General features: G+C 74.8%; 18 protein-coding genes. 6 read left to right on the top strand and 12 right to left on the bottom strand.

Annotation, left to right across the window (positions count from 1 at the left end; genetic code table 11):
• Positions 1-150: 150 nt before the first annotated feature.
• The 4 genes from ACWCRA_RS15465 to ACWCRA_RS15450 form a co-directional block, all read right to left on the bottom strand.
• Complete coding sequence (locus ACWCRA_RS15465; protein WP_351555735.1) at positions 151-1,182, bottom strand: MoxR family ATPase; 1,032 nt, start codon at positions 1,180-1,182, stop codon at positions 151-153.
• Positions 1,179-3,359 carry a vWA-MoxR associated conflict system protein gene (locus tag ACWCRA_RS15460; protein ID WP_351555738.1) on the bottom strand — a complete coding sequence of 727 codons (2,181 nt, stop codon included), beginning with the start codon at positions 3,357-3,359 and terminating at the stop codon, positions 1,179-1,181. Before ACWCRA_RS15460 ends, ACWCRA_RS15465 begins: the two co-directional genes overlap by 4 nt.
• A complete protein-coding gene (locus tag ACWCRA_RS15455; RefSeq protein ID WP_351555741.1) occupies positions 3,356-4,345 on the bottom strand; it encodes an alpha/beta hydrolase family protein in 990 nt (329 codons plus the stop codon). Before ACWCRA_RS15455 ends, ACWCRA_RS15460 begins: the two co-directional genes overlap by 4 nt.
• 599 nt (positions 4,346-4,944) lie before the next feature.
• On the bottom strand, positions 4,945-5,418 hold the full coding sequence (locus ACWCRA_RS15450) for a hypothetical protein (RefSeq protein WP_351555744.1): 474 nt from the start codon (positions 5,416-5,418) through the stop codon (positions 4,945-4,947).
• 258 nt (positions 5,419-5,676) lie between these two features.
• Between ACWCRA_RS15450 and ACWCRA_RS15445 the strand changes: the two genes are divergently transcribed.
• Positions 5,677-6,555, top strand: a complete 879-nt coding sequence (locus ACWCRA_RS15445; protein ID WP_351555747.1) for an alpha/beta fold hydrolase — start codon at positions 5,677-5,679, stop codon at positions 6,553-6,555.
• Positions 6,556-6,620: 65 nt separating this feature from the next.
• On the opposite strand, the gene ACWCRA_RS15440 is transcribed toward ACWCRA_RS15445, so the two are convergent.
• A complete protein-coding gene (locus ACWCRA_RS15440) occupies positions 6,621-7,676 on the bottom strand; it encodes an alpha/beta fold hydrolase (protein WP_451067824.1) in 1,056 nt (351 codons plus the stop codon).
• A 484-nt stretch (positions 7,677-8,160) separates the two neighbouring features.
• Here ACWCRA_RS15440 and ACWCRA_RS15435 point away from each other — a divergent pair, with 484 nt between their 5' ends.
• A complete protein-coding gene (locus ACWCRA_RS15435) occupies positions 8,161-8,565 on the top strand; it encodes a pyrophosphohydrolase domain-containing protein (RefSeq protein ID WP_351555813.1) in 405 nt (134 codons plus the stop codon).
• Positions 8,566-9,029: 464 nt separating this feature from the next.
• Complete coding sequence (locus ACWCRA_RS15430; protein WP_451067823.1) at positions 9,030-9,590, top strand: peptidoglycan-binding domain-containing protein; 561 nt, start codon at positions 9,030-9,032, stop codon at positions 9,588-9,590.
• Positions 9,591-9,694: 104 nt separating this feature from the next.
• Here ACWCRA_RS15430 and ACWCRA_RS15425 read toward each other — a convergent pair whose 3' ends face one another.
• The 6 genes from ACWCRA_RS15425 to ACWCRA_RS15400 form a co-directional block, all read right to left on the bottom strand.
• A complete protein-coding gene (locus ACWCRA_RS15425; RefSeq protein ID WP_351555756.1) occupies positions 9,695-10,258 on the bottom strand; it encodes a GNAT family N-acetyltransferase in 564 nt (187 codons plus the stop codon).
• Positions 10,259-10,350: 92 nt separating this feature from the next.
• On the bottom strand, positions 10,351-10,584 hold the full coding sequence (locus ACWCRA_RS15420; RefSeq protein WP_351555759.1) for a hypothetical protein: 234 nt from the start codon (positions 10,582-10,584) through the stop codon (positions 10,351-10,353).
• Positions 10,581-10,940 (bottom strand): hypothetical protein, encoded by a 360-nt coding sequence (locus tag ACWCRA_RS15415; RefSeq protein WP_451067822.1) that lies wholly within the window; start codon positions 10,938-10,940, stop codon positions 10,581-10,583. The genes ACWCRA_RS15420 and ACWCRA_RS15415 overlap by 4 nt, the downstream gene beginning before the upstream one ends.
• Positions 10,941-11,028: 88 nt before the next feature.
• Positions 11,029-12,243, bottom strand: coding sequence for a helix-turn-helix domain-containing protein (locus ACWCRA_RS15410; RefSeq protein WP_451067821.1), 1,215 nt, complete (start codon positions 12,241-12,243; stop codon positions 11,029-11,031).
• 35 nt (positions 12,244-12,278) lie between these two features.
• Positions 12,279-12,620: a hypothetical protein gene (locus ACWCRA_RS15405; protein ID WP_351555768.1), complete on the bottom strand. Its 342-nt coding sequence runs from the start codon at positions 12,618-12,620 to the stop codon at positions 12,279-12,281.
• A gap of 190 nt (positions 12,621-12,810) precedes the next feature.
• The gene (locus ACWCRA_RS15400) at positions 12,811-13,410 is read right to left on the bottom strand and encodes a helix-turn-helix domain-containing protein (RefSeq protein WP_351555771.1); all 600 of its coding nucleotides are present in this window, start codon (positions 13,408-13,410) and stop codon (positions 12,811-12,813) included.
• A 77-nt stretch (positions 13,411-13,487) separates the two neighbouring features.
• Here ACWCRA_RS15400 and ACWCRA_RS15395 point away from each other — a divergent pair, with 77 nt between their 5' ends.
• The 3 genes from ACWCRA_RS15395 to ACWCRA_RS15385 all read left to right on the top strand — a co-directional run bounded on the left by ACWCRA_RS15395 (position 13,488) and on the right by ACWCRA_RS15385 (position 17,029).
• Complete coding sequence (locus ACWCRA_RS15395) at positions 13,488-14,453, top strand: NAD(P)/FAD-dependent oxidoreductase (RefSeq protein ID WP_451067820.1); 966 nt, start codon at positions 13,488-13,490, stop codon at positions 14,451-14,453.
• A gap of 137 nt (positions 14,454-14,590) precedes the next feature.
• Positions 14,591-15,940 (top strand): IS21-like element helper ATPase IstB, encoded by a 1,350-nt coding sequence (gene istB / locus ACWCRA_RS15390; RefSeq protein WP_351555816.1) that lies wholly within the window; start codon positions 14,591-14,593, stop codon positions 15,938-15,940.
• Between the two features lie 411 nt (positions 15,941-16,351).
• Positions 16,352-17,029 carry a response regulator gene (locus ACWCRA_RS15385; RefSeq protein ID WP_451067819.1) on the top strand — a complete coding sequence of 226 codons (678 nt, stop codon included), beginning with the start codon at positions 16,352-16,354 and terminating at the stop codon, positions 17,027-17,029.
• Here the strand turns inward: ACWCRA_RS15385 and ACWCRA_RS15380 are convergent.
• Positions 16,993-18,207, bottom strand: coding sequence for a sensor histidine kinase (locus ACWCRA_RS15380; RefSeq protein WP_351555779.1), 1,215 nt, complete (start codon positions 18,205-18,207; stop codon positions 16,993-16,995). The genes ACWCRA_RS15385 and ACWCRA_RS15380 overlap by 37 nt on opposite strands.
• Positions 18,208-18,237: the final 30 nt, after the last annotated feature.

Genomic DNA, 18,237 nt, shown 5'->3' with positions numbered 1-18,237 from the left:
GTGGGGTCGCTCCCCGTACCACTCGTGGGGTCACCCGTGGCGCCGCCCGCCGGATCGGGCGTGGGCCTCCCGCCACCGGGAGCCCCAGCGCCGGGGGCCGCCCCGGAGGCACCCGCGGCCTCCCCCGGACCTGCCGGCCTCCCCGGCTCCTCAGGCACTGTTCAGGCGCTGGGTCAGCAGCGCGAGCAGCCGCTCACGCTGCTCTCCCCCGGGCGCGCGGTCGTCCGTCACCAGGGCCACCGCGTTGAGGAGCTGGTCCACGGCCAGGCCCTCGCCGCGGACGATCCGGGCGGCGAAGCCCTCGATCAGCTCGGGGACCGGGCCCACGGAGGCCGTGCCCTCGCCGAGATGCGCCTCCACCGCGCGGCGCAGGGTGTCGGCGGTGGGGGCGGGCATCGCGTACCGGATGCAGCGGCGCAGGAACGGGGGCGCGAAGTCCCGTTCCCCGTTGCTGGTCATCACGATGAACGGGAACTGGCTGCACCGCACCACCCCGTCGGTCACCGGGTGGGTGCCCCGGGTGTCCCAGGTGCGGACGGGTACGCCCGCCCGGGGGCGCCGGGCCAGTTCGGGGATCTCGAACTCGCCGCGCTCCAGCACGTCCAGGAGATCGCTGGGCAGATCGAGGTCGCTCTTGTCGATCTCGTCGATCAGCAGCGCCCGGGGGTTGCCCCCGCCGGGCAGCAGCGCGGTGCCCAGCGGGCCGAGGCGCAGAAAGGGCGCGATCTCGTCGGCCTGTTCGGCCTGTTCGGCCTGTTCGGCCTGGCCGGTCCGGTCGGCCTGTTCGGCCCGGTCCGCCCGTGTGGCGTCGTCCCCCGGCCCCGGCGGCGGGCTCGCCGCCATCTGGCGCAGCCGCAGCGCGTGGATGTGGGCCAGGGCGTCATAGCCGCAGAGCGCCTCGGCCAGGGTGCTCCGCGAGGTGATGTGCCAGCGCAGCACCGGCCCCAGCTTCAGCTCGGCCGCGACCTGTTCGACGACGGTGGACTTGCCGGTGCCCGCCGAGCCGGTGATCAGCAGTGGCCGGCGGAGATAGAGCGCCGCGTTCACCGCGTCCGTGAGGCCCTCGGGCGGCTGGAAGGTCCGGGGGGCGGGCCGGCGCGGGAAGGTGCGCCACGGCGGCGGTCCCGCGAGGGTCACATCGCGCGGGGTGCCGTCGCCGGTGTAGTACGCGTTCCAGGTCATCGGGTTCCTCGGGGAGACGGGTGGGCGGGGGCCGGGGAGGGAGCGGGGGAGCGGGCGGTCTCGAACCACTGGCAGAAGTCCAGCCACTCCAGGTCGTGCCAGACGGCCCGCAGCTCCGCCAGCGCGTCGAGGAGCGGGCCGTCGTCGGTCCCGGGAGCGGGGGCGAGGCCCGCGTCGGCGTGCCGGCGCCGCCGGTAGGCGTCCCCGAAACCGGCCGGCAGCCGGGACCACAGCTCGTCCAGGCTCCGCCGCTGCTCTGTGCCCGCCCGCCCGTCCTCCGCGCCGGGCCAGAGCAGGATCGGGGTGTACGGGAGCAGCGCGTCGGCGACCTCGGCCAGGTGCGGCGGCCGGTGGTCGACCCCGATGGCCCGCTGGTAGCGGCCGATGCGGAGGAACTCCCCGAGGGCCGCCAGATCCCCGGCGGCGTCCGCGTCCAGCCAGTCGACGGGCGCCCGCCCGCCCGGGGCGGGCTCCGCCAGCGCCCGCAGCTGTTCGCGCGCCACCCTGTTCATCCGGCCCAGCCGCCCCGGCACGGAGAGCCGGTGCGCCCACCGCAGGGTGACGGTGCGGTCGACACCCAGCTCGTACAGGCCCGCGCGGGCCCGCTCCGGCTGCCAGCTCAGCAGGACGGAGCTGGGGGCCACGATGTCGACATGGCGCACCGGAGCCCCCGGCGGCAGCAGGGCCTCCGCCCAGTCGAGGATCTCCGGGAGCATCTCCTCGACCCCCGCCCGAGTGGGCTCGCAGCCGAACTCCTGCCGGTGGTCGCAGCGGTCGCCCTCGCGCAGCCAGACGGAGAGCGACTCCGGCCAGTCGACCCGCGCCGCGTGCAGACTGATCACCAGCCGTGGTTCGCGCCGGGCGCGCAGCTCGGCGATGCCGTCCCGGGCGTCGGCGAGGGCGATCACGGCGTCGGTCCGCCGCGCCCACTCCCGGGCCGGGCCGTCCGAGCAGTCCAGGCCGCAGACATCGGCGACCGCCGCCACACACCGGGCGAGCCCTCCCCCGGTGCCGCCGGCGCTCGCGGGGGCGGTGCGCAGGGCCGCGTACTCCAGCAGATGGCGCAGCAGCTCCCCGCCGGTCAGCCCGGCGGGCGGCCGGAGCGGGGGGTGGGCCGGTCCCGAGGTCGCGGAGAGCCGGTTGACCAGGGTCACCGCGTCCCGGAGCCGGGCCGTGGTGAGGCCCGACGCCCAGCCGGTGAGGAACGCGGCGGTGTCGACGGCGGCCACCAGGGCCCCGGCGACCTCCCGCACCCACAGGGCCTCCGGCGCGGGCGAGCCGATGGCCCGGGCGGTCAGCGCGACCAGCTCCGCGCGGGTCCAGCCGCCGGGCGGCGGGAGCGGGGCCCCGGGCCAGGCGGCGAGGGCGTCGGCGAGGTCCGCCCCACCGGTCTCGCCGAGACAGCCGCCGGGCCGGCCCCCGGCGGGCAGATGGCAGGCGTTGTGGGCGAGCCACAGCTCGTCCACGGCGTCCGGGTCGCCGTCGAAGTCGTTGATCATGACGTTCTGGTTCGACAGCTTCCCGCCCAGTACCCGCTTGGCGTGCCGGGGCAGCAGGAACTCCCCGGCGTCCGGGACACCTTCGCGCAGCACGGAGGTGAGGGCGCGGCTGAAGTCCAGGCTGTACGCGGGCCGGTGGGCGGCCGTGGCCGCGAGGACGGTGACCCGCTTGAGGCCCTGGGCGTAGCCGCCGGCGAGATTGGCGGCCGGCGGCGCGCCGGCCGCCGCGTGGCAGGTGTCGACGAGTGCGACGACCCCGCCGATCCCCGGCTGGTCGGCCGCCGCCGCGAGCAGCGCCCCCACGTCGACCGAGCCGCCGGCCTCGCCGGGCGCGGAGTCGTTCGCCATGTAGTGCAGGGTGGTGGCGTCGGCGGGCGCCTGGCCGTGGCCGATGAAGACGAGGACCAGCACCGCCCCCGCTTCCCCCGCGCACTTGATCGCCGCGCGGACCGTCTCGTCGATGAGCTGCCGGGTCGCCGCCCCGGAGCGCACCTCGTCCGTGCCGTCGGCGCCGGAGGGCTCGCAGCCGCCGGTCCGGGGGTCGGTGAGCGCGTCGAAGAGCGCGGCGGCCACCGGGGCGAGACCGGTCAGCTTCCGCTCCCGGGCGCACTGGGTGGCGACCACCAGCGCCTGCCGGGGCGGCCCGGCGGGCCCCGGGGCGGCGGTGGCGGCGGTCATGAAGCGGCGGACAGGGAGGCCAGCGCCTCCATCACCGCTCCGGCCGGCTCCGGCCTGCGCAGATAGGTCGTGGCGCTGTGGACCCAGAGCCGGCAGGAGTCGAGCGGCACCGACTCCGGCCGCACACCGGCCTCGTTGGGCAGGACGATGTCGTCGAACGGATGGCGCGGCACGATCAGATCGTCCCGGTCGGCGAAGTCCAGCCAGCGGCCGACGCACGCCGGGGTGGTGGGCGGGCTGGGCCGGAGCCGGGGCCAGACGACGGCCCGGGTGGCGATCGGGGAGCCGATGGTGACGAACAGCGGCACCTCGCCCGGGTAGCCGTCGGCGAGGGTCTCCAGGGCGATCACACTGCCCAGGGAGTGCCCGATGACGATCGTCGGCCGCTCCGGGTCCAGAAAGCTCCGCACCCGCTCCCGGATGCGCTGGTCGAGGGGGGTGGTGTGGCCGTTCTCGGCGTGGCGGGCGAGATAGCGGCCGGGCTGCGACCAGTCCCGCAGCGCCTCGTGGGCGGTCGCCCAGCGCGCGAGGCGGCGCGCCAGCGGCAGCGAGGCGAACAGGGAGCAGGCGTCGATGACATGGCGGGCGGTGCCCAGCAGGCCCTGGGCCTCCGCGCCGGCCAGCGCCTCGGGGGAGAGCTGGGCGCGCGCCCGGGCGAGACGGGCGTCGCCCCGGTTCTCGGGCCGTTCGGCCTCCCGTTCGAGGAACTCGCCCATCAGCGCGAGCGTTATCCGGGCCTGCTCCTCGTCGAGCCGGTCCGCCGCGTCCACCACGCCGCCCGCGCCCTGCGGCTCGGCGCCGGAGTCGGGGTGGAACAGTTCCTCGTAGTGGGCGAAGACGGTCTCCACGTCCCAGCCGCCGGTCAGCCCGGATATCGCGGCCGAGTGACCGGCCGCGCGGGCGCCTTCGGCGAGGGCGCTGGTCCAGCTCTGCCGCGAAGCGTCCGGGTCGCGCGGCCCGCCGACGCCGTGCACGAAGACGATCACGGGCCGCCCGCCCCGCCCGCTCCCCGCCCCGGCCCGATCCGTGCCCCCGTGCTCTCCCACCGTGCGCAACCTCCCGTGCCACCCGCCGCACGGCCGCGGACCCGTGCGCGTCAGTGCGAGGACGCTATCAAGACCCGTGCCCGGAGGGGCTGGAGAGCCGGGATCAGGGGAGCCCCGGGGAGCCCTCGCACGGAACCGGCCCGCCGACCGGAGGCCGCCGGGCGCCGGGCGCCGGGTGCCGGGTGCCGGGTGCGTGGTCCGGGCTCTGCCCGGCGCCGGCCTCCGCCGGGTCGGGTGGTGTGCCCGGTCGGGCGGTTCTCGGCGCCGGCTCGGTGTGGGGCGCCGCGGCGGATGGTCGTCGTCCCGGTGTCGGGATGCCCGGACGGCCGGTCCGGTGGTGTGGCCGGCTCGGTGTGGGGCGCCGCGGCGGATGGTCGTCGTCCCGGCGTCGTACCGTCAGCGTCCCGGCGCCCGGGTGCCGGTGGCGTGCGTCTGCGCCGGGCGGGCGCGGCGGTCGTGCTGCCGGAGGCGGCGGTGCCGGAGGGTGCCGGGTGCGCGGTCCGCGCTTCCCCGGCGCCGGGGCCTCCGCCGGATCGGGGTCAGTACCGCAGCGTCGTGCCCAGCTCCGCCCTGACCTCGCCGGAGAGCTTGCGGTTGCTGCGCGCGGTGGCGTCCTTGGTCGCTCCGGCGGCGACATCCGCCACCGTGACCACCACCGTGTCCAGCAGATTCCCGCTGGAGTCGCGGTAGTCGACCCGCACGGCGAAGGACTTCGCCGATTCCACCGTGTTCCGCGCGCTCACCTCGACCGTCGCGCGGCCGTCGGAGTCGGTCGCCGGGGAGCCGAGCCTCACATCGGCCCGGGCGTCGACCCCGCCCTTGATCTCGTCGAGCCGCTTCCCGGCGGAGGCCGTTGCCGAGGAGACCGCCGACACCGCCCGGGAGGCGACATCCGACGCGCCGCCGCCGCCCCCGTCCGAGCACCCGGCCGCCACGAGCGTCAGCGCCACCGTGATCCCGGCCCCTGCCACAGCCCCGCGCCACCGCGCGCCCGCCTTCTCCGTCCGCTCCATGGCACCAGTCAAGGAGCGGGCGGGCCGGCCCGCACGCCCGTGTACGCCGTACGGGTCATCACCGCAGGTCTGTTAGGGGGCCGTACGAACCGGGAAGGCTGACCCTCCGTGGGGCGGCGGGGAGGCGCACCGCGGCGGCGGGCCCTTCCGCGCGAGGGGTTCCCGCGCGGAGAATTCCGGCGCCGGACCGAGCCGGCCCACCGATGTCCGGAGACCCATGCACCGCTTATTCCCGGCCTCTGACGTACAGGACCAGTGATGACCTTTTCCCAAGCGCGCACCCGAACCGCCGATGTCAACGGAGTCTCCCTCGCCTACCAGGAGACCGGTGACGGCGATCCCGTCGTCTTCGTCCACGGTGACCTCAGCGATCTGCGGACGTGGGACGCCCAGCTCCCCGTCGTCGGCGCGTCCCACCGGGCCATCGCCTACAGCAGGCGCTACGCCAGGCCCAACCCGGACATCCCGCCCGGGACGGCCAACCCGATGGAGCCCCATGTCGATGATCTGCTCGCCTTCCTCGACGAGGTCGGCGCCGCCCCCGCGCATCTCGTCGCCAACTCCTGGGGCGCGTTCATCAGTCTGCTGGCGGCGGTGCGGCGGCCGGAGTCGGTCCGCAGCCTCGTGCTGGAGGAGCCGCCGGTGGTGCCGCTCTATCTGAGCCCCCGGCCCCGCCCGGTGGAGCTGCTGAAGCTGCTGGGGCACCCCGGGGCGCTGCGGCTCCTGGCCGAATTCCAGCTCAGGACCGTCACACCGGCCGGGCGTGCGTTCGCCGCCGGGGACGACGAGCGGGCGATGCGGATCTTTCTGCGCGGGGTGCTCGACGACCGGGCGTACGCCGCGCTGAAACCGGAGCGGCTGCCGCAGATGCGCGAGAACCTCTCCGCGCTCCGCGCCGGGCTCTTCGACGCGGGGATGCCGCCGCTGGACACGGAGGCGGTACGCCGGGTCCGCACCCCCGCCCTGCTGGTGACGGGGGTGCACACGGCGCCGATATTCCACCGGCTGATGGACCGGCTGGAGGAACTCCTCCCCGACACCGAGCGGATCAGCATCGCCCACGCGTCCCATCTGACGCACGAGGAGAACGCGCCCGCGCTCAACGCGGCGGTGCTGGACTTCATCGGCCGGCACTGAGGAGCGGGGCGCCGCACGGCCTCGGGCGCCGCCGCCGGTCCGGGCACCCGGGGCGCGGGGCCGGTTCAGGCACCCGGGCCCCGGCGTCCGCGGCCCGCCCGCAGCAGTGCGGCGCCCGTCAGGAGCGCCGCGCCCGCCAGCGCGCCGAGGGCGGCGAGGGCCTCGGTGCGGGCGCCCGTCGCGGCGAGCGCGGGTGGCCCGGCCGTGTCGGAGGCCGCCCGGCGGATCACCTCGGTGACATCGTCCGGACGGGACATCATCGCCACGTGCGAGGAGTCGACCTCGACGGTGTGCGAACCGGCCCGCTCCGCCTCGAAGCGCTCCAGGTCGGGGGCGATGGCCCGGTCGTTCTTCGCGACGACGAACCAGGAGGGGATGGTCCGCCAGGCCGCCGGTCCCGCCTTCTCCTCGAAGGCCCGCGCGGCGATCGGGCGCTGCCCCGCGGCCATCACCCGGGTCTGTCCGGCGGCGAGATCGGCGGCGAAGACGGAATGGAACCGGTCGTTCCTGATGTACAGATCGCTGCCGCTGGTGGTGCCGTCGGTGTACGGGACGGGCCGGAGCGCGGGCTGGAGCGCGCTGCCGGTGAACTTCGCGGAGAGCGCGCCCAGGGTCTCGCCCTCGTCGGGCATGAAGGCCGAGACATAGACCAGGGCCTTGACGGCGGGGTTCCCGGCGGCGGCCCCGGTGATGACCGCGCCGCCGTAGGAGTGGCCGGCGAGGACGACGGGGCCCTCGATGCCCCGGAGGACCCCGGCGAGGGAGGCGGAGTCGCTGCTCAGTCCGCGCAGTGGGTTGGGCGGGGCGACGACCCGGTAGCCGTGGTGCCGGAGCCGTTCGACGACCTCGCTCCAGCCGGAGGCGTCGGCGAAGGCGCCGTGCACCAGGACGACGGTGGGCTTGGGGCCGCCCGCTCGCTCCTCTCCGGAGGGGGACACGGAGACGGAGGCGGAGGCCGCGGCGGGAGCGGCTGCTGTGCCGGCGGCGGTGGCGGCGAGGGCGAGGGTGAGACAGGAGACCCGCGCCAGGTTCGGGATACGGGCCGGCTGGGATATCCGGGATATCCGGGATATCCGGCGTCCGGGGCGCGGGGCGGCGGCGGGGGCGGGCGGCACGGCCATGGGGTGCTCTTCTCTGCCGGAGGGCTCTCCCTCCCCAGCGTTCGCGCCCCGGTGCACGGCCGCGCGCTCCGCGCGCCGGGAGAGTGAAAACACCGGCTGTCCGGGTGAGCGCCACCCCTCCCGCTGCGCTCCGCCCGCCGTCCGATGGTTGTTCGACCGCCGTGGCGGGGAAGTCCGGTTCGAGGGATTTCCCCGGGTACGTGAACAACCAAGTCGCCACCGCCGCCGTCTTCGGAGACGGCGGCAGCGCCGGCGCAGGGCTCGAACGGGGAGGGGTGGGGCCGTGACCGTGCTCGCGGAACCAGTGTGGGCGGGGAAGCCCGTCGAGGGCCCGGCCGGGGGCGTCCAGCCGATACTCTCCGAGACCGGCATCGGCCACACCCTGAGCGTGGTGCTGCTCGGCGCGGCGCTGGTCGCCGTCGGGCTGACCTTCTTCCACCGTGCGCGGGTCTCCCCGGGCGTCCCGGCACGTAGAGTCGGCTGGGTGAAGCAGTCGCCCGCCACCCTGGTCCAGGAGTTCCACCGCGCCTTCGGTCTCGACACCCGGGCCGTCCCGGCGCAGGTCCCGCCGGAGCTCGCCGCCCACCGTCACGACCTGCTGGCCGAGGAGGTCGCCGAGGTCGAGGAGGTCGCCGTCCTCGGGCCGCTCGACAGCCTGGCGCACGAGCTGGCCGATGTGGTCTATGTCGCCTACGGCACCGCGCTCGTCCACGGCATCGACCTCGACGCGGTCCTCGCCGAGGTCCACCGGGCCAATATGTCCAAGCTGGGCCCCGACGGCACTCCCGTCCGCCGCGCGGACGGCAAGGTCCTCAAGGGCGACCACTACCAGCCCCCGGACGTGGCCGCGGTCCTGCGCCGCCAGGGCTGGGCGGCCCAGGACGCCTAGGGATTTTCTTTCGGATCGGGCCGGATAGGTGAGCGGGTCCGGTGCCGTGGATCGCGAGGCGGAGGAGGGAGCCCACGCGGAGCGTCGGCGACCGACGACAACGCGGCGGGGCGCGGTGCCGGGGCTCGCGAGCCCGGCACGATCCGAAAGAAGACGACCTAGGGAGTTTTTTGCGTCTCAGGCCGTTTCCCCGGGATCAACGGCCTGCCCGGGACGACGGTGCCGCCGCGACCGATGCGTCCTGTTCCCGACGCCCGACGCCCGACGCCACGGAGCCGGCACCGTCCGGCTCCCCGGGAGTCCGGCGCGCCCGTGAACCCGGCCCCCATGCCCGCGAGACCCCGGCCGGTCAGGCCGTTCAGGGTTTGTTTATGCCCGCCGTGCATCGTTACCGCCACAGCAGACAGACAGAGGACGGCAGCCCGGACCCATCAGGTATCTCCATCCCAGGAGGGAAGAGCTCTGTGCGACACAGAACGAGAGGCGGCCGGCTCACCGCCGCCGCGATCAGCTTCCTGACACTCGGCGCTCTGGCGGCCGGCGTCACGCCCGCCTCCGCCGCGATGAGCGATGGCTATGTGCGAGGCTACGACACCTTCGCCGGGGACTGGGGCGACGAGGGAGAACTGCGCCACGGCCTCGGCGCGCACAACAACTCCAACGCCGTGTGCCTGTGGCAGAAGGTCCTCTGGGCGGAGGGCGCCCAGGAGAAGGACCTGTCCACCTTCGACCAGGCGGACATCGACGGGCACTTCGGGGAGAACACGGAGCACGCCACCAGGTCCCTGCAGTCCAGGTGGAAGCTGGACAATGACGGTGTGGTCGGCAACCTGACCTTCGGCCGCGCCGACAACAACCTCCGGTACGCCGGCGGCAGCGAGGGCCGGGGCGAGCAGCTCAATGTGACCTACCGCGGCCGGGACTGGAGCTTCGGTCTCCGGCGGGACGGCCAGGGCGTCTACTCCTTCTACGACGGCGCCGGACACCGGCGGGACGCCGGCTACGACTACAACACCTGCGACTGAGAGCACGGCTCCCGGAGACCGGAGAGCGCCGGTCCCGCCCGGTGGGCGGTGGGGCCGGCGCTCTTCCGCGGATCGCCCGCTCCCGGCCGGGGCCGGGGCGCGGATCACTCCGCGCCGTGGGACTCCCGCCACTCCGACGCCAGCATCGCGAAGTGCAGCTCGCCGCCCCACTCGCCCTTGAAGATCTCCGACTCCACGAAGTGGGCCTCCTTGCGGAGCCCCAGCCGCTCCATGACCCGCGCGGAGCCGGTGTTGCGCGGGTCGCAGCGGCCGATGATCCGGTGCAGGCCGAGCCGCTCGAACCCTATGCGGAGCATCTCCCGGGCCGCCTCCGTGGCATAGCCCCGGCCCCCGTGGTCCGGGTGGAAGACATAGCCGAACTCACCCTGCCGGTGCTCCTCGCTCCGCCAGACGAGCAGCACATATCCGATCACCGTGCCGTCCAGCTCGACGGCGGCCATCAGGCTGTCCTGCTCCTTGCGCAGGACGGTGAGCCGCTGCCGGAGAGCCAGCTCCCGGGCATTGTCCTCACGGGTGCGGGGCTCGTTGAAGAGGTAGCGGGCCACGTCGTCCCGGGATTCGAACGCGAACATGTCGTCCTCGTCGTCCGCGGTGAAGGGACGGAGGACCAGTCGTTCGGTCTTGATGGGGTCGACGAGTTCGAACATGCGCGGTCCTTGCGGGGTCGGTGGGCGCCCGGCGCCTGGCCGGAAACCGGGTACCGGATGAACGCACGGCCCGCTCAGCCGGTTCCCCCGGATCACAGCCCCCTGCGGCTCCGGTCGTTGACCTCCGCGACCCAGGCGCTGAGCAGCTCGGCCCGGGTGGCGGGCCCCAGATGCTCCGGCAGCACGTCCCACTCCCGTCCTCCGCCGAGCGGCCTGAGCTGGTACCGGCCCCCCACCTGCCCCATGACCCGCCCGACCCTCTCCGCGGAGGTGTCCTTCGCGACCTCCCCGGGCCCCGGCTCGTACGGCCGCGCCTCTTCGGTCATGTCGCACCGCCCCGGTGCGGATGAGCGGCGATCAGCGCGTTGACCTCCACCATCGACGCGGCGTCCCGCTGCGCCCGCGCGGTCTCCCGCTCCTCCCCGAGCACCCCGCACACCCGGCACCCGTCCACGGCCACGGGCTCGCTCCCGGCCCCGCCGAAGACGCGCGCCTCGGCGGCGAGCCGTGCGAGGGCGGCTTCGAGCCGGCGCGGGATGTCGTGCGAGGGCTCCGCGCATCCGCCGCGCGGGACCTGGCCGGGGGCGATGCCCCAGACCCCGCCGAGCCGTATGAGCGCGATCAGCTCGGTGATCTCGTCGGCGTGGATGGGCCGCGTCTGCCGCTGGACCGTGGCGCTCATGGTCGGTTGTCCTCTCCGCTCGGTACCCTCCGAGCCTCTCGCCCGCGGCAACGTGGGCACAGGGACGGAACGTCCCAGTTCCGCCCGGTTACCGGGTGGCGATGCCAAGGAACTCGGCGAGCCTGCGCAGCCCCGGAGGGTGCACCGTCCCGGCCCACAGGTCCCGTACGACGGACACCGCGTGGGTGTGATGGCGTATCCACCCCGGAGCCATCCGCCGCAGCGAGGTCAGCGCCTTCACCGCGCCTTCGGGGTTGCCGAGATCGGCGTGGGCGCGGGCCACGTCGAGGAGGAGCCAGGTGCGCCAGGACGGGGGAGTGTCGGCGCTGAGGCGCAGGCCCCGGGCCAGGGTGAGAGCCTCGTCCGGGCGGGCGTGCTGGACCGCCAGGCGGACGCGTTCGATACGGACGGACGACCGGCTGAAGACGGACACCATTCTGCTGTCCACCGGCGCCGGGAGCCTGCGCAGCCGGGCCGTCGCGTCCTCCGCCGCGCGCATCATGCCGTCGGCGGTGGTGTAGTCGCCGCCACGGGCGGCACTCGTGGCGGCGGACATCACCAGCCCGCCCCAGACACGCAGCCCCTCGGCGGACCCCCCGTGCTCGCGCTCCATGGTCTCCGCGGCGTGCAGTGCGAGCCGCTCGGCGTCCGGCAGCCGGTTCTGGCGCTGGTAGTTCCAGGCGACCGAGTTGCTGATCATGGGTGCCAGCAGCGGGTCGGCGGACTGCCGGGCGGCGGCCATGGCCCGTTCCAGCGCGGCGAGCGCCAGATCCGTCTTGCCCAGGCGGATGGCGAGATGCCCGCCGAGCTGGAGCGCCTTGCCCAGGGCCGCCTGCCCGGCGGCCCGCTGGTCGGCGCCGCCGACGGCCGCCAGGAAGCGGGCGTCCGCGATGATCCCCGGCAGCAGCTCCATCAGCGGGGCGAACTCCGCCCGGTGGTAGAGCGTCCAGGCGTCGGCGATCTCCGTCCGCAGGAGCGGCGCGGAGAGCCGGGCCGGTTCGGCCGGTTCGGGCGGGGGCGCGAACATCGGCGGGACGATGGCCCGGCGCACGGCGACCAGTTGGGGCGGGTCGGCCTCCCCGGTGGAGGGCACGCCGGGAGGGTCTCCCAGCAGCGCGGTCAGCTCCACCCCCAGCCCCCTGGCCAGGCTGTGCAGCGTGGGCAGCCGCGCGCTGTGCTTGCGCTGCTGCTCCAGTTTCCGGATCACATCCACGGATACGCCGGAACGCTCAGCCAGCCCCTCCTGTGTCTGCCCTGAGAGGCGCCGCAGCCGTCCCAGGCGGTCACCCAGGTGCTCGGTCATGCCGTAAGCGTACGGCCGCTTCCGGAGCCGTACGGTCAGTGGATCATGCTGTACGCCCGCCAGGGCGGCGCCCCCGGGGCGACCACGTCGGACGTGGTCGTCGGGATGTAGATCGAGTCCTCGCCGGAGCAGTCGTCCGTCGGGTACACCACGATGTCCACCAGGGTGTTGTTGTCGAAGAAGACCGCGCCCTCGTCGACCGTCTTGTGGCACCCCGTGACCGGGGGGTTCGACACCGTCAGATGGCGGCGGCCCGGGGTGTCGTAGTTGACGGTGCCCAGCGCGGACCGGCCGAGGCCGGAGCAGCCCGCGACGGTGAGGGTCAGAAGTGCCGCCCCGGCGGCACCGGCGAGGCGCCGGCGGTGGGTCACGGACATGGGCCGTCCTTGTCTGTGCGGGAAGGTGCGGGAACTCCCTGTTCACGATCACCCTGCCGGTCTTCGCCGGGGACGGCATCCGCTGGGCGACCGGCCGGGGTACGCCGGGCCGCCGGACGCCCCGGCCCGCCCGGCGTCCGAGGACGGACCCGCGCGCGGCACGCACCCGGGACCGGTCCCGGCGGCCCCCTCAGCCCCCGGGCGTCTCCCGTGGCGCCGGCCTCGCCCGGACGTGCATGCGCTCGCCCTGGCGGCCGAAGAGGCTGAGCACCTCCACCGGGCCCTCGCCCGTGGTGCCGAACCAGTGGGGCAGCCGGGTGTCGAACTCGGCGACCTCTCCCGGGCCGAGGATCAGATCGTGGTCGGCCAGCACCAGCCGCAGCCGCCCGGCGAGGACGTACAGCCACTCGTACCCCTCGTGCGTGACGACCTCCGGCGTGCTCCGGTCCCGCGGCAGGACCATCTTGAACGTCTGGAGCGGGCCGGGCTGCCGGGTCAGCGGCACCACCGTGCTGCCGTGCGCCCGCCGGGGGGTGAGCCGGACGCGGGGGTCGCCCACCTCCGGGGCGCCGACCAGCTCGTCCAGCGGCACCTGGTGGGCCCCCGAGATCGGCAGCAGCAGCTCCAGGCTGGGGCGGCGCTGCCCGGACTCCAGCCGGGACAGGGTGCTCTTCGAGATGCCGGTGGCCTCGGCGAGCGCGGCGAGGGTGACACCCCGCTCGGTGCGCAGGCGCTTGAGGCGGGGGCCGACCTCGGCCAGGGCCTTGGAGACGGCGGGAGTGTGGTCCATGCCCCCATTGCACCGCGCCGTCCCGATAATGGCAACAATGATTGCTGTTTCCGGCCCACGGGCGCAGCCTCACCGGCATGAACCACACAGACACGGTCACGGACATGTACGACGTCGTGGTGGCGGGCGGCGGCGCCGCCGGTCTCAGCGCCGCCCTGGTGCTGGCACGGGCCCGCCGCCGGGTGGCGGTCGTGGACGCCGGGGAGCCGCGCAACGCCCCGGCCGGGCAGATCCGGGGCTTCCTCTCCCGGGACGGCATGGCCCCCGCCGCGCTCCTGGAGGCGGGGCGCGCGGAGGCCGCCGGGTACGGGGCGCACCTGATCGACGGCACGGTCGACGAGATCACCCCGGCCGCCGGCGGAGGCTTCCTCGTCCGGCTCTCCGGCGGCCCCGTCCTCCCCGCCCGCCGGGTCCTCGTCGCCACCGGCCTCCGCGACGGACTCCCCGCGCTCCCCGGCGTGCGCGACCGCTGGGGCCGGGACGTCCTGCACTGCCCCTACTGCCACGGCCACGAGGTCCGCGACCGGCCCCTCGGGGTGCTCGCCACGGAGCCGCGCGCCGTGGACCAGGCCCTGCTCCTCCTCCAGTGGTCCGGTGACGTGACCCTCTTCACCCACACCCTGGAGCTCACCGGGGAGCAGCGCGAGCGCCTGGCCGCCCGCGAGGTCCGGATCGTCGGCGGCGAGGTCCGGCGGCTGATCACGGACAACGGCCCGCTGCGCGGGGTCGAACTCGCCGACGGCCGCACCGTCCCGCGCGACGCGGTCTTCGTGCAGCCGCGCATGGTGCCGCGCGACACCCTGCTGAGCGGACTGGGCTGCCCCGTCGACGACCACGGGTGGACGGTCACCGACGCGTCGGGCCGCACCGGTGTCCCCGGGGTGTGGGCGGTGGGCAATGTCGCCGACCCCCGCTCGCAGGTGATCACCGCAGCCGGCATGGGATCGGCCGCCGCGATCGGCATCAACCACGGTCTGGTGGAGGAGGAGACCGCCCGCGCCGTCGCCCGCCGCCGGAGCGCCGCCCCGGCACGGGAGGAGTAGCCCGCCCGGGGGTCGTGCCCCGGTTGCCGGCGTGGTGTCCGTGACGCCCCCGCGCACGGGGTCGTTGGAGGCGTGTACGCGGGCTGCGCCCGTACTTCGCCATGTCACCTTTGGAGACGCTGTTGCTCGGCCAGGCCATGTCCGCGCCCCCCAAGCACGACTTCCGGAGCTATGCGGCTCCTTCACTCGGTTACGCGCTGTTCGCCACCCGCTGGCTCCAGGCCCCGCTGTACTTCGGCCTGGTGGCGGCGCAGGGCGTCTACGTCTACAAGTTCTTCAACGAGCTCTGGCATCTGATCCTGCATGTGATCAGCGGCCAGGTGAACGAGACCCACGTCATGCTCGCGGTGCTGAAGCTCGTCGACGTGGTGATGATCGCGAATCTGCTGATCATGGTCATTGTCGGCGGGTACGAGACCTTCGTCTCCCGTATCGGCCTCCAGGGCCACCGCGACCAGCCCGAGTGGCTGTCACACGTCAACTCCAATGTGCTGAAGGTCAAACTGGCCACGGCGATCGTCGGAATCTCCTCCGTCCACCTGCTCCAGATGTTCGTGGACGTGGACCACACCTCCCACCACTCACTGCTGTGGGGAACGGTGATCCATATGGCGTTCATCCTCTCGGCCGCGATCCTCGCCTATATGTCGGGCCCCATGGAGAGCGGCCACTCCGCCCACGGCCACCCGGCGGGCCGGCGGGCCACCCTGCCCTCCGGTGACCTCAATCTGCCGGAGCTGCCGGAGATCGGGGAGCTGCCCGAACTGCCGCCGGGGGGACGGGGACCGACGCCCCCGGTCGTCCTGCGGGAGTTCATCCCCGCCCAGGGCAAGGGCACGCCCCGGGAGAGCGGTGAGGCCCGCGAGTCCCGCGACGGCGCGGGCGCGGAGGCCCGGATTCGCGCGGCCGGGTTCCCGGCCAGGAAGGTGCTGGAGGAGTTCGACGACGACCACCAGCGCTTCATCGACTGGGAGACCATCACCCGTCTGGGAACGGCGGAGTTCGTCGAGTCCCGGAGCAACGCCGTCTTCCTCGGCCCGCCCGGCACCGGCAAGACGCATCTGGCCATCGCCCTGGGCATGCGGGCCTGCCGGGCCGGGCACGAGGTCCTCTTCGCCACCGGCGCCGAGTGGGTGTCCCGCCTCACCGACGCCCGTGCCGCCGGCCGGCTCTCGGAGGAACTGGCCCGGCTCGACCGGTACGCCCTGCTGATCGTCGACGAGATCGGCTACAGCTCCTTCGACGCCGAGGCGACCCATCTGCTCTTCCGGCTCGTCTCCCACCGCTACGAACGGGCCTCGGTGGTCGTCACCAGCGATAAGCCCTTCGGCCGCTGGACCGATGTCTTCGGGGACACCCCGGTGACCTTCGCGATGATCGACCGCCTCGCCCACCACGCCGACGTGGTCACCCTGAAGGGCGACAGCTACCGCCTCCGGGGCCACGCCCTCGACCGATCCCTGACCTCGGCATCCGACCCCCACTGACCCGGACCCCCGATACCCGGAGCTGGCGCCATTGAGCCCGCCCGGCGTCTGGGGCCGGCTCTCGGCATCATCCGGCCTCTCCGGCGTCTGGGGCCGGCTCTCGGCATCATCCGGCCTCTCCGGCGTCTGGGGCCGGCTCTCGGCATCATCCGGCCTCTCCGGCGTTCGAGGACGGCTCTCGGCATCATCCAGCCCGTCCGGCGTTTGAGGACGGACCCCTGCCCCGGGGTGCCCGCGCTCCGAAGGGCGGTCGGTTCCGGAGTCGTTCAGCCCGTCCGGCGTTTGAGGACGGACCCTCCGCCCCGGGGACCCGACGCCCGGGACCCGACGCCCGGCTCCCGGCTCCCGCCCCCGGCACCCACCCCACCCCCCCGCGATACCCTTCCCCCCGACGGACGGAGGCACGCCGATATGCCGATCCGGGTGGTCGTCGCGGACGATCAGGCGCTGCTGCGCGGGAGCTTCCGGGTGCTGGTGGAGACCGCACCGGGGGTCGAGGTGGTCGGTGAGGCCGCGGACGGGGACGAGGCCGTCGCGCTGGCCGAGCGCGAGCACCCCGATGTGGTGCTGATGGATGTGCGGATGCCGGGAACCGACGGCATCGAGGCGACCCGGCGCATCTGCGGGCCGGACGGACCCGCCGGGGTCCGGGTGCTCATCCTCACCATGTTCGACCTCGACACCTACGTGTACGCGGCGCTCCGCGCGGGCGCCAGCGGCTTCCTGCTCAAGGACACCCCGCCCGCCGAACTCCTCACCGCCATCGGGGTCGTCGCCGCCGGCGACGCGCTGCTCGCGCCGGGGATCACCCGCCGGCTGATCGCCGAGTTCGGGCGGCTGCCCGAGCGGCACGCGGACATCGCCGGTCTCCCGGCGGACCTGGGCGGGGTGACCGACCGGGAGCGGGAGGTGCTCGTCCTGGTGGCCCGGGGGCTCTCCAACGCCGAGATCGGCGGGCGGCTGCGGATCGGGCTGCCCACGGTGAAGTCCCATGTGAGCCGTCTGCTGGACAAGTTGGGGGCCCGCGACCGCGTCCAACTGGTGATCACGGCCTATGAGACGGGCCTGGTGGTGGCGGCTCCGCGCTGAGCGGCCCGCCCGTACGGCAGCCGGGCCACCACCCGGAACCCGCCCCGGTCGGCGGGGCCCGCCGTGAGGCTGCCGCCGTAGAGCGCGGCCCGCTCCCGCATCCCGATGAGACCGTGACCGCCACCCCCGGCCACCCCGGTTCCGGTTCCGGTTCCGGGGCTTCCGGGACCGTCGTCGGTGACCTCCACCCGTACCTCCCCGTCGCCGCCCAGGACCGACACCCGGCAGCGCGCGGCCGGGGCGTGCCGGGCGACATTCGTCAGCGCCTCCTGCACGATCCGGTACACCGAGAGCCCCACCCCCTCCGGCACGCCCTCCGCCCCCGCCACCTCTGCGGTGACCCGGACCCCGGCCGCCTCCGCCCGCCGGATCAGCCCGGGGAGGGCGGGCACCCCCGGGGCCGGGCTCAGTTCGGGGCCGTTCTCCGGGGGCCCCGCGCTCTCCGAGCGCAGGACGCCGAGGAGATGGCGCATCTCGGTCAGCGCGCCCCGGCTGGTGGACTCGATGATCCTCAGGGCGTCCCGCGCCTCCTGCGGCCGGGCCTCGGCCACATGGTTGGCGACCCCCGCCTTGATCGCGATCAGCCCCATGCTGTGGGTGACGATGTCGTGCAGCTCGCGCGCGATCCGCAGCCGTTCCTCCACCACCGCGCGGGCCGCGAGCTGCCGCGCCGAGCGCTCGGCGAAGGCGCGCCGCTCGGCCACCGCGCGCCCGATCGTCCAGGTCCCGCCCAGCACCCCCGCCGCCGACAGCACCCGCACCGGATCGAACCCCCCGGTCTCCGACGCCCCCGTTGCGGTCAGCCCGAACATCCCGGCCGCGCCCAGCGCGGCGATGGCCGGTGTCGGCAGCCAGCGGCGGGGCGGCTGGGTGACGGCGACCGTGTAGAGCGCGAAGGCCGGGGCGGCGAAGAGGGTCCGCGCGCCCAGCCACACCTCCGCGACCAGCGACACCCCCAGCACCACCCAGAACACCGGCACGGGCCACAGCCGCCGGACGGCGGCCGGCCCGCCCGCCCCCAGCGCGATCAGTACCTGTGCCCACGCGGGCCAGCCGGAGTCCCGGGCGGCCGGTACGGCCACGGCGGTGAACACCACCGCGGCGAGGGCGTCGAACGCGATCAGCCGCCGCCCGGTCAGCGGCTGGGCGAACAGGGTGCGCGGTCCGGAGTCGTCCACCCGGCGACGGTATCCGGACCCGCGGCGGCC

Source organism: Streptomyces sp. NPDC001889 (genome assembly GCF_053594535.1).
This window is presented reverse-complemented; position numbering and strand designations above follow the sequence as displayed.

Bases quoted from the DNA above. Each gene is read 5' to 3' on its own strand.
- ACWCRA_RS15465 (WP_351555735.1), bottom strand. From the start codon at position 1,182: ATGACCTGGAACGCGTACTACACCGGCGACGGCACCCCGCGCGATGTG.
- ACWCRA_RS15460 (WP_351555738.1), bottom strand. From the start codon at position 3,359: ATGACCGCCGCCACCGCCGCCCCGGGGCCCGCCGGGCCGCCCCGGCAG.
- ACWCRA_RS15450 (WP_351555744.1), bottom strand. From the start codon at position 5,418: ATGGAGCGGACGGAGAAGGCGGGCGCGCGGTGGCGCGGGGCTGTGGCA.
- ACWCRA_RS15445 (WP_351555747.1), top strand. From the start codon at position 5,677: ATGACCTTTTCCCAAGCGCGCACCCGAACCGCCGATGTCAACGGAGTC.
- ACWCRA_RS15440 (WP_451067824.1), bottom strand. From the start codon at position 7,676: ATGGCCGTGCCGCCCGCCCCCGCCGCCGCCCCGCGCCCCGGACGCCGG.
- ACWCRA_RS15425 (WP_351555756.1), bottom strand. From the start codon at position 10,258: ATGTTCGAACTCGTCGACCCCATCAAGACCGAACGACTGGTCCTCCGT.
- ACWCRA_RS15420 (WP_351555759.1), bottom strand. From the start codon at position 10,584: ATGACCGAAGAGGCGCGGCCGTACGAGCCGGGGCCCGGGGAGGTCGCG.
- ACWCRA_RS15415 (WP_451067822.1), bottom strand. From the start codon at position 10,940: ATGAGCGCCACGGTCCAGCGGCAGACGCGGCCCATCCACGCCGACGAG.
- ACWCRA_RS15410 (WP_451067821.1), bottom strand. From the start codon at position 12,243: ATGACCGAGCACCTGGGTGACCGCCTGGGACGGCTGCGGCGCCTCTCA.
- ACWCRA_RS15405 (WP_351555768.1), bottom strand. From the start codon at position 12,620: ATGTCCGTGACCCACCGCCGGCGCCTCGCCGGTGCCGCCGGGGCGGCA.
- ACWCRA_RS15400 (WP_351555771.1), bottom strand. From the start codon at position 13,410: ATGGACCACACTCCCGCCGTCTCCAAGGCCCTGGCCGAGGTCGGCCCC.
- ACWCRA_RS15395 (WP_451067820.1), top strand. From the start codon at position 13,488: ATGAACCACACAGACACGGTCACGGACATGTACGACGTCGTGGTGGCG.
- istB (WP_351555816.1), top strand. From the start codon at position 14,591: ATGTCCGCGCCCCCCAAGCACGACTTCCGGAGCTATGCGGCTCCTTCA.
- ACWCRA_RS15385 (WP_451067819.1), top strand. From the start codon at position 16,352: ATGCCGATCCGGGTGGTCGTCGCGGACGATCAGGCGCTGCTGCGCGGG.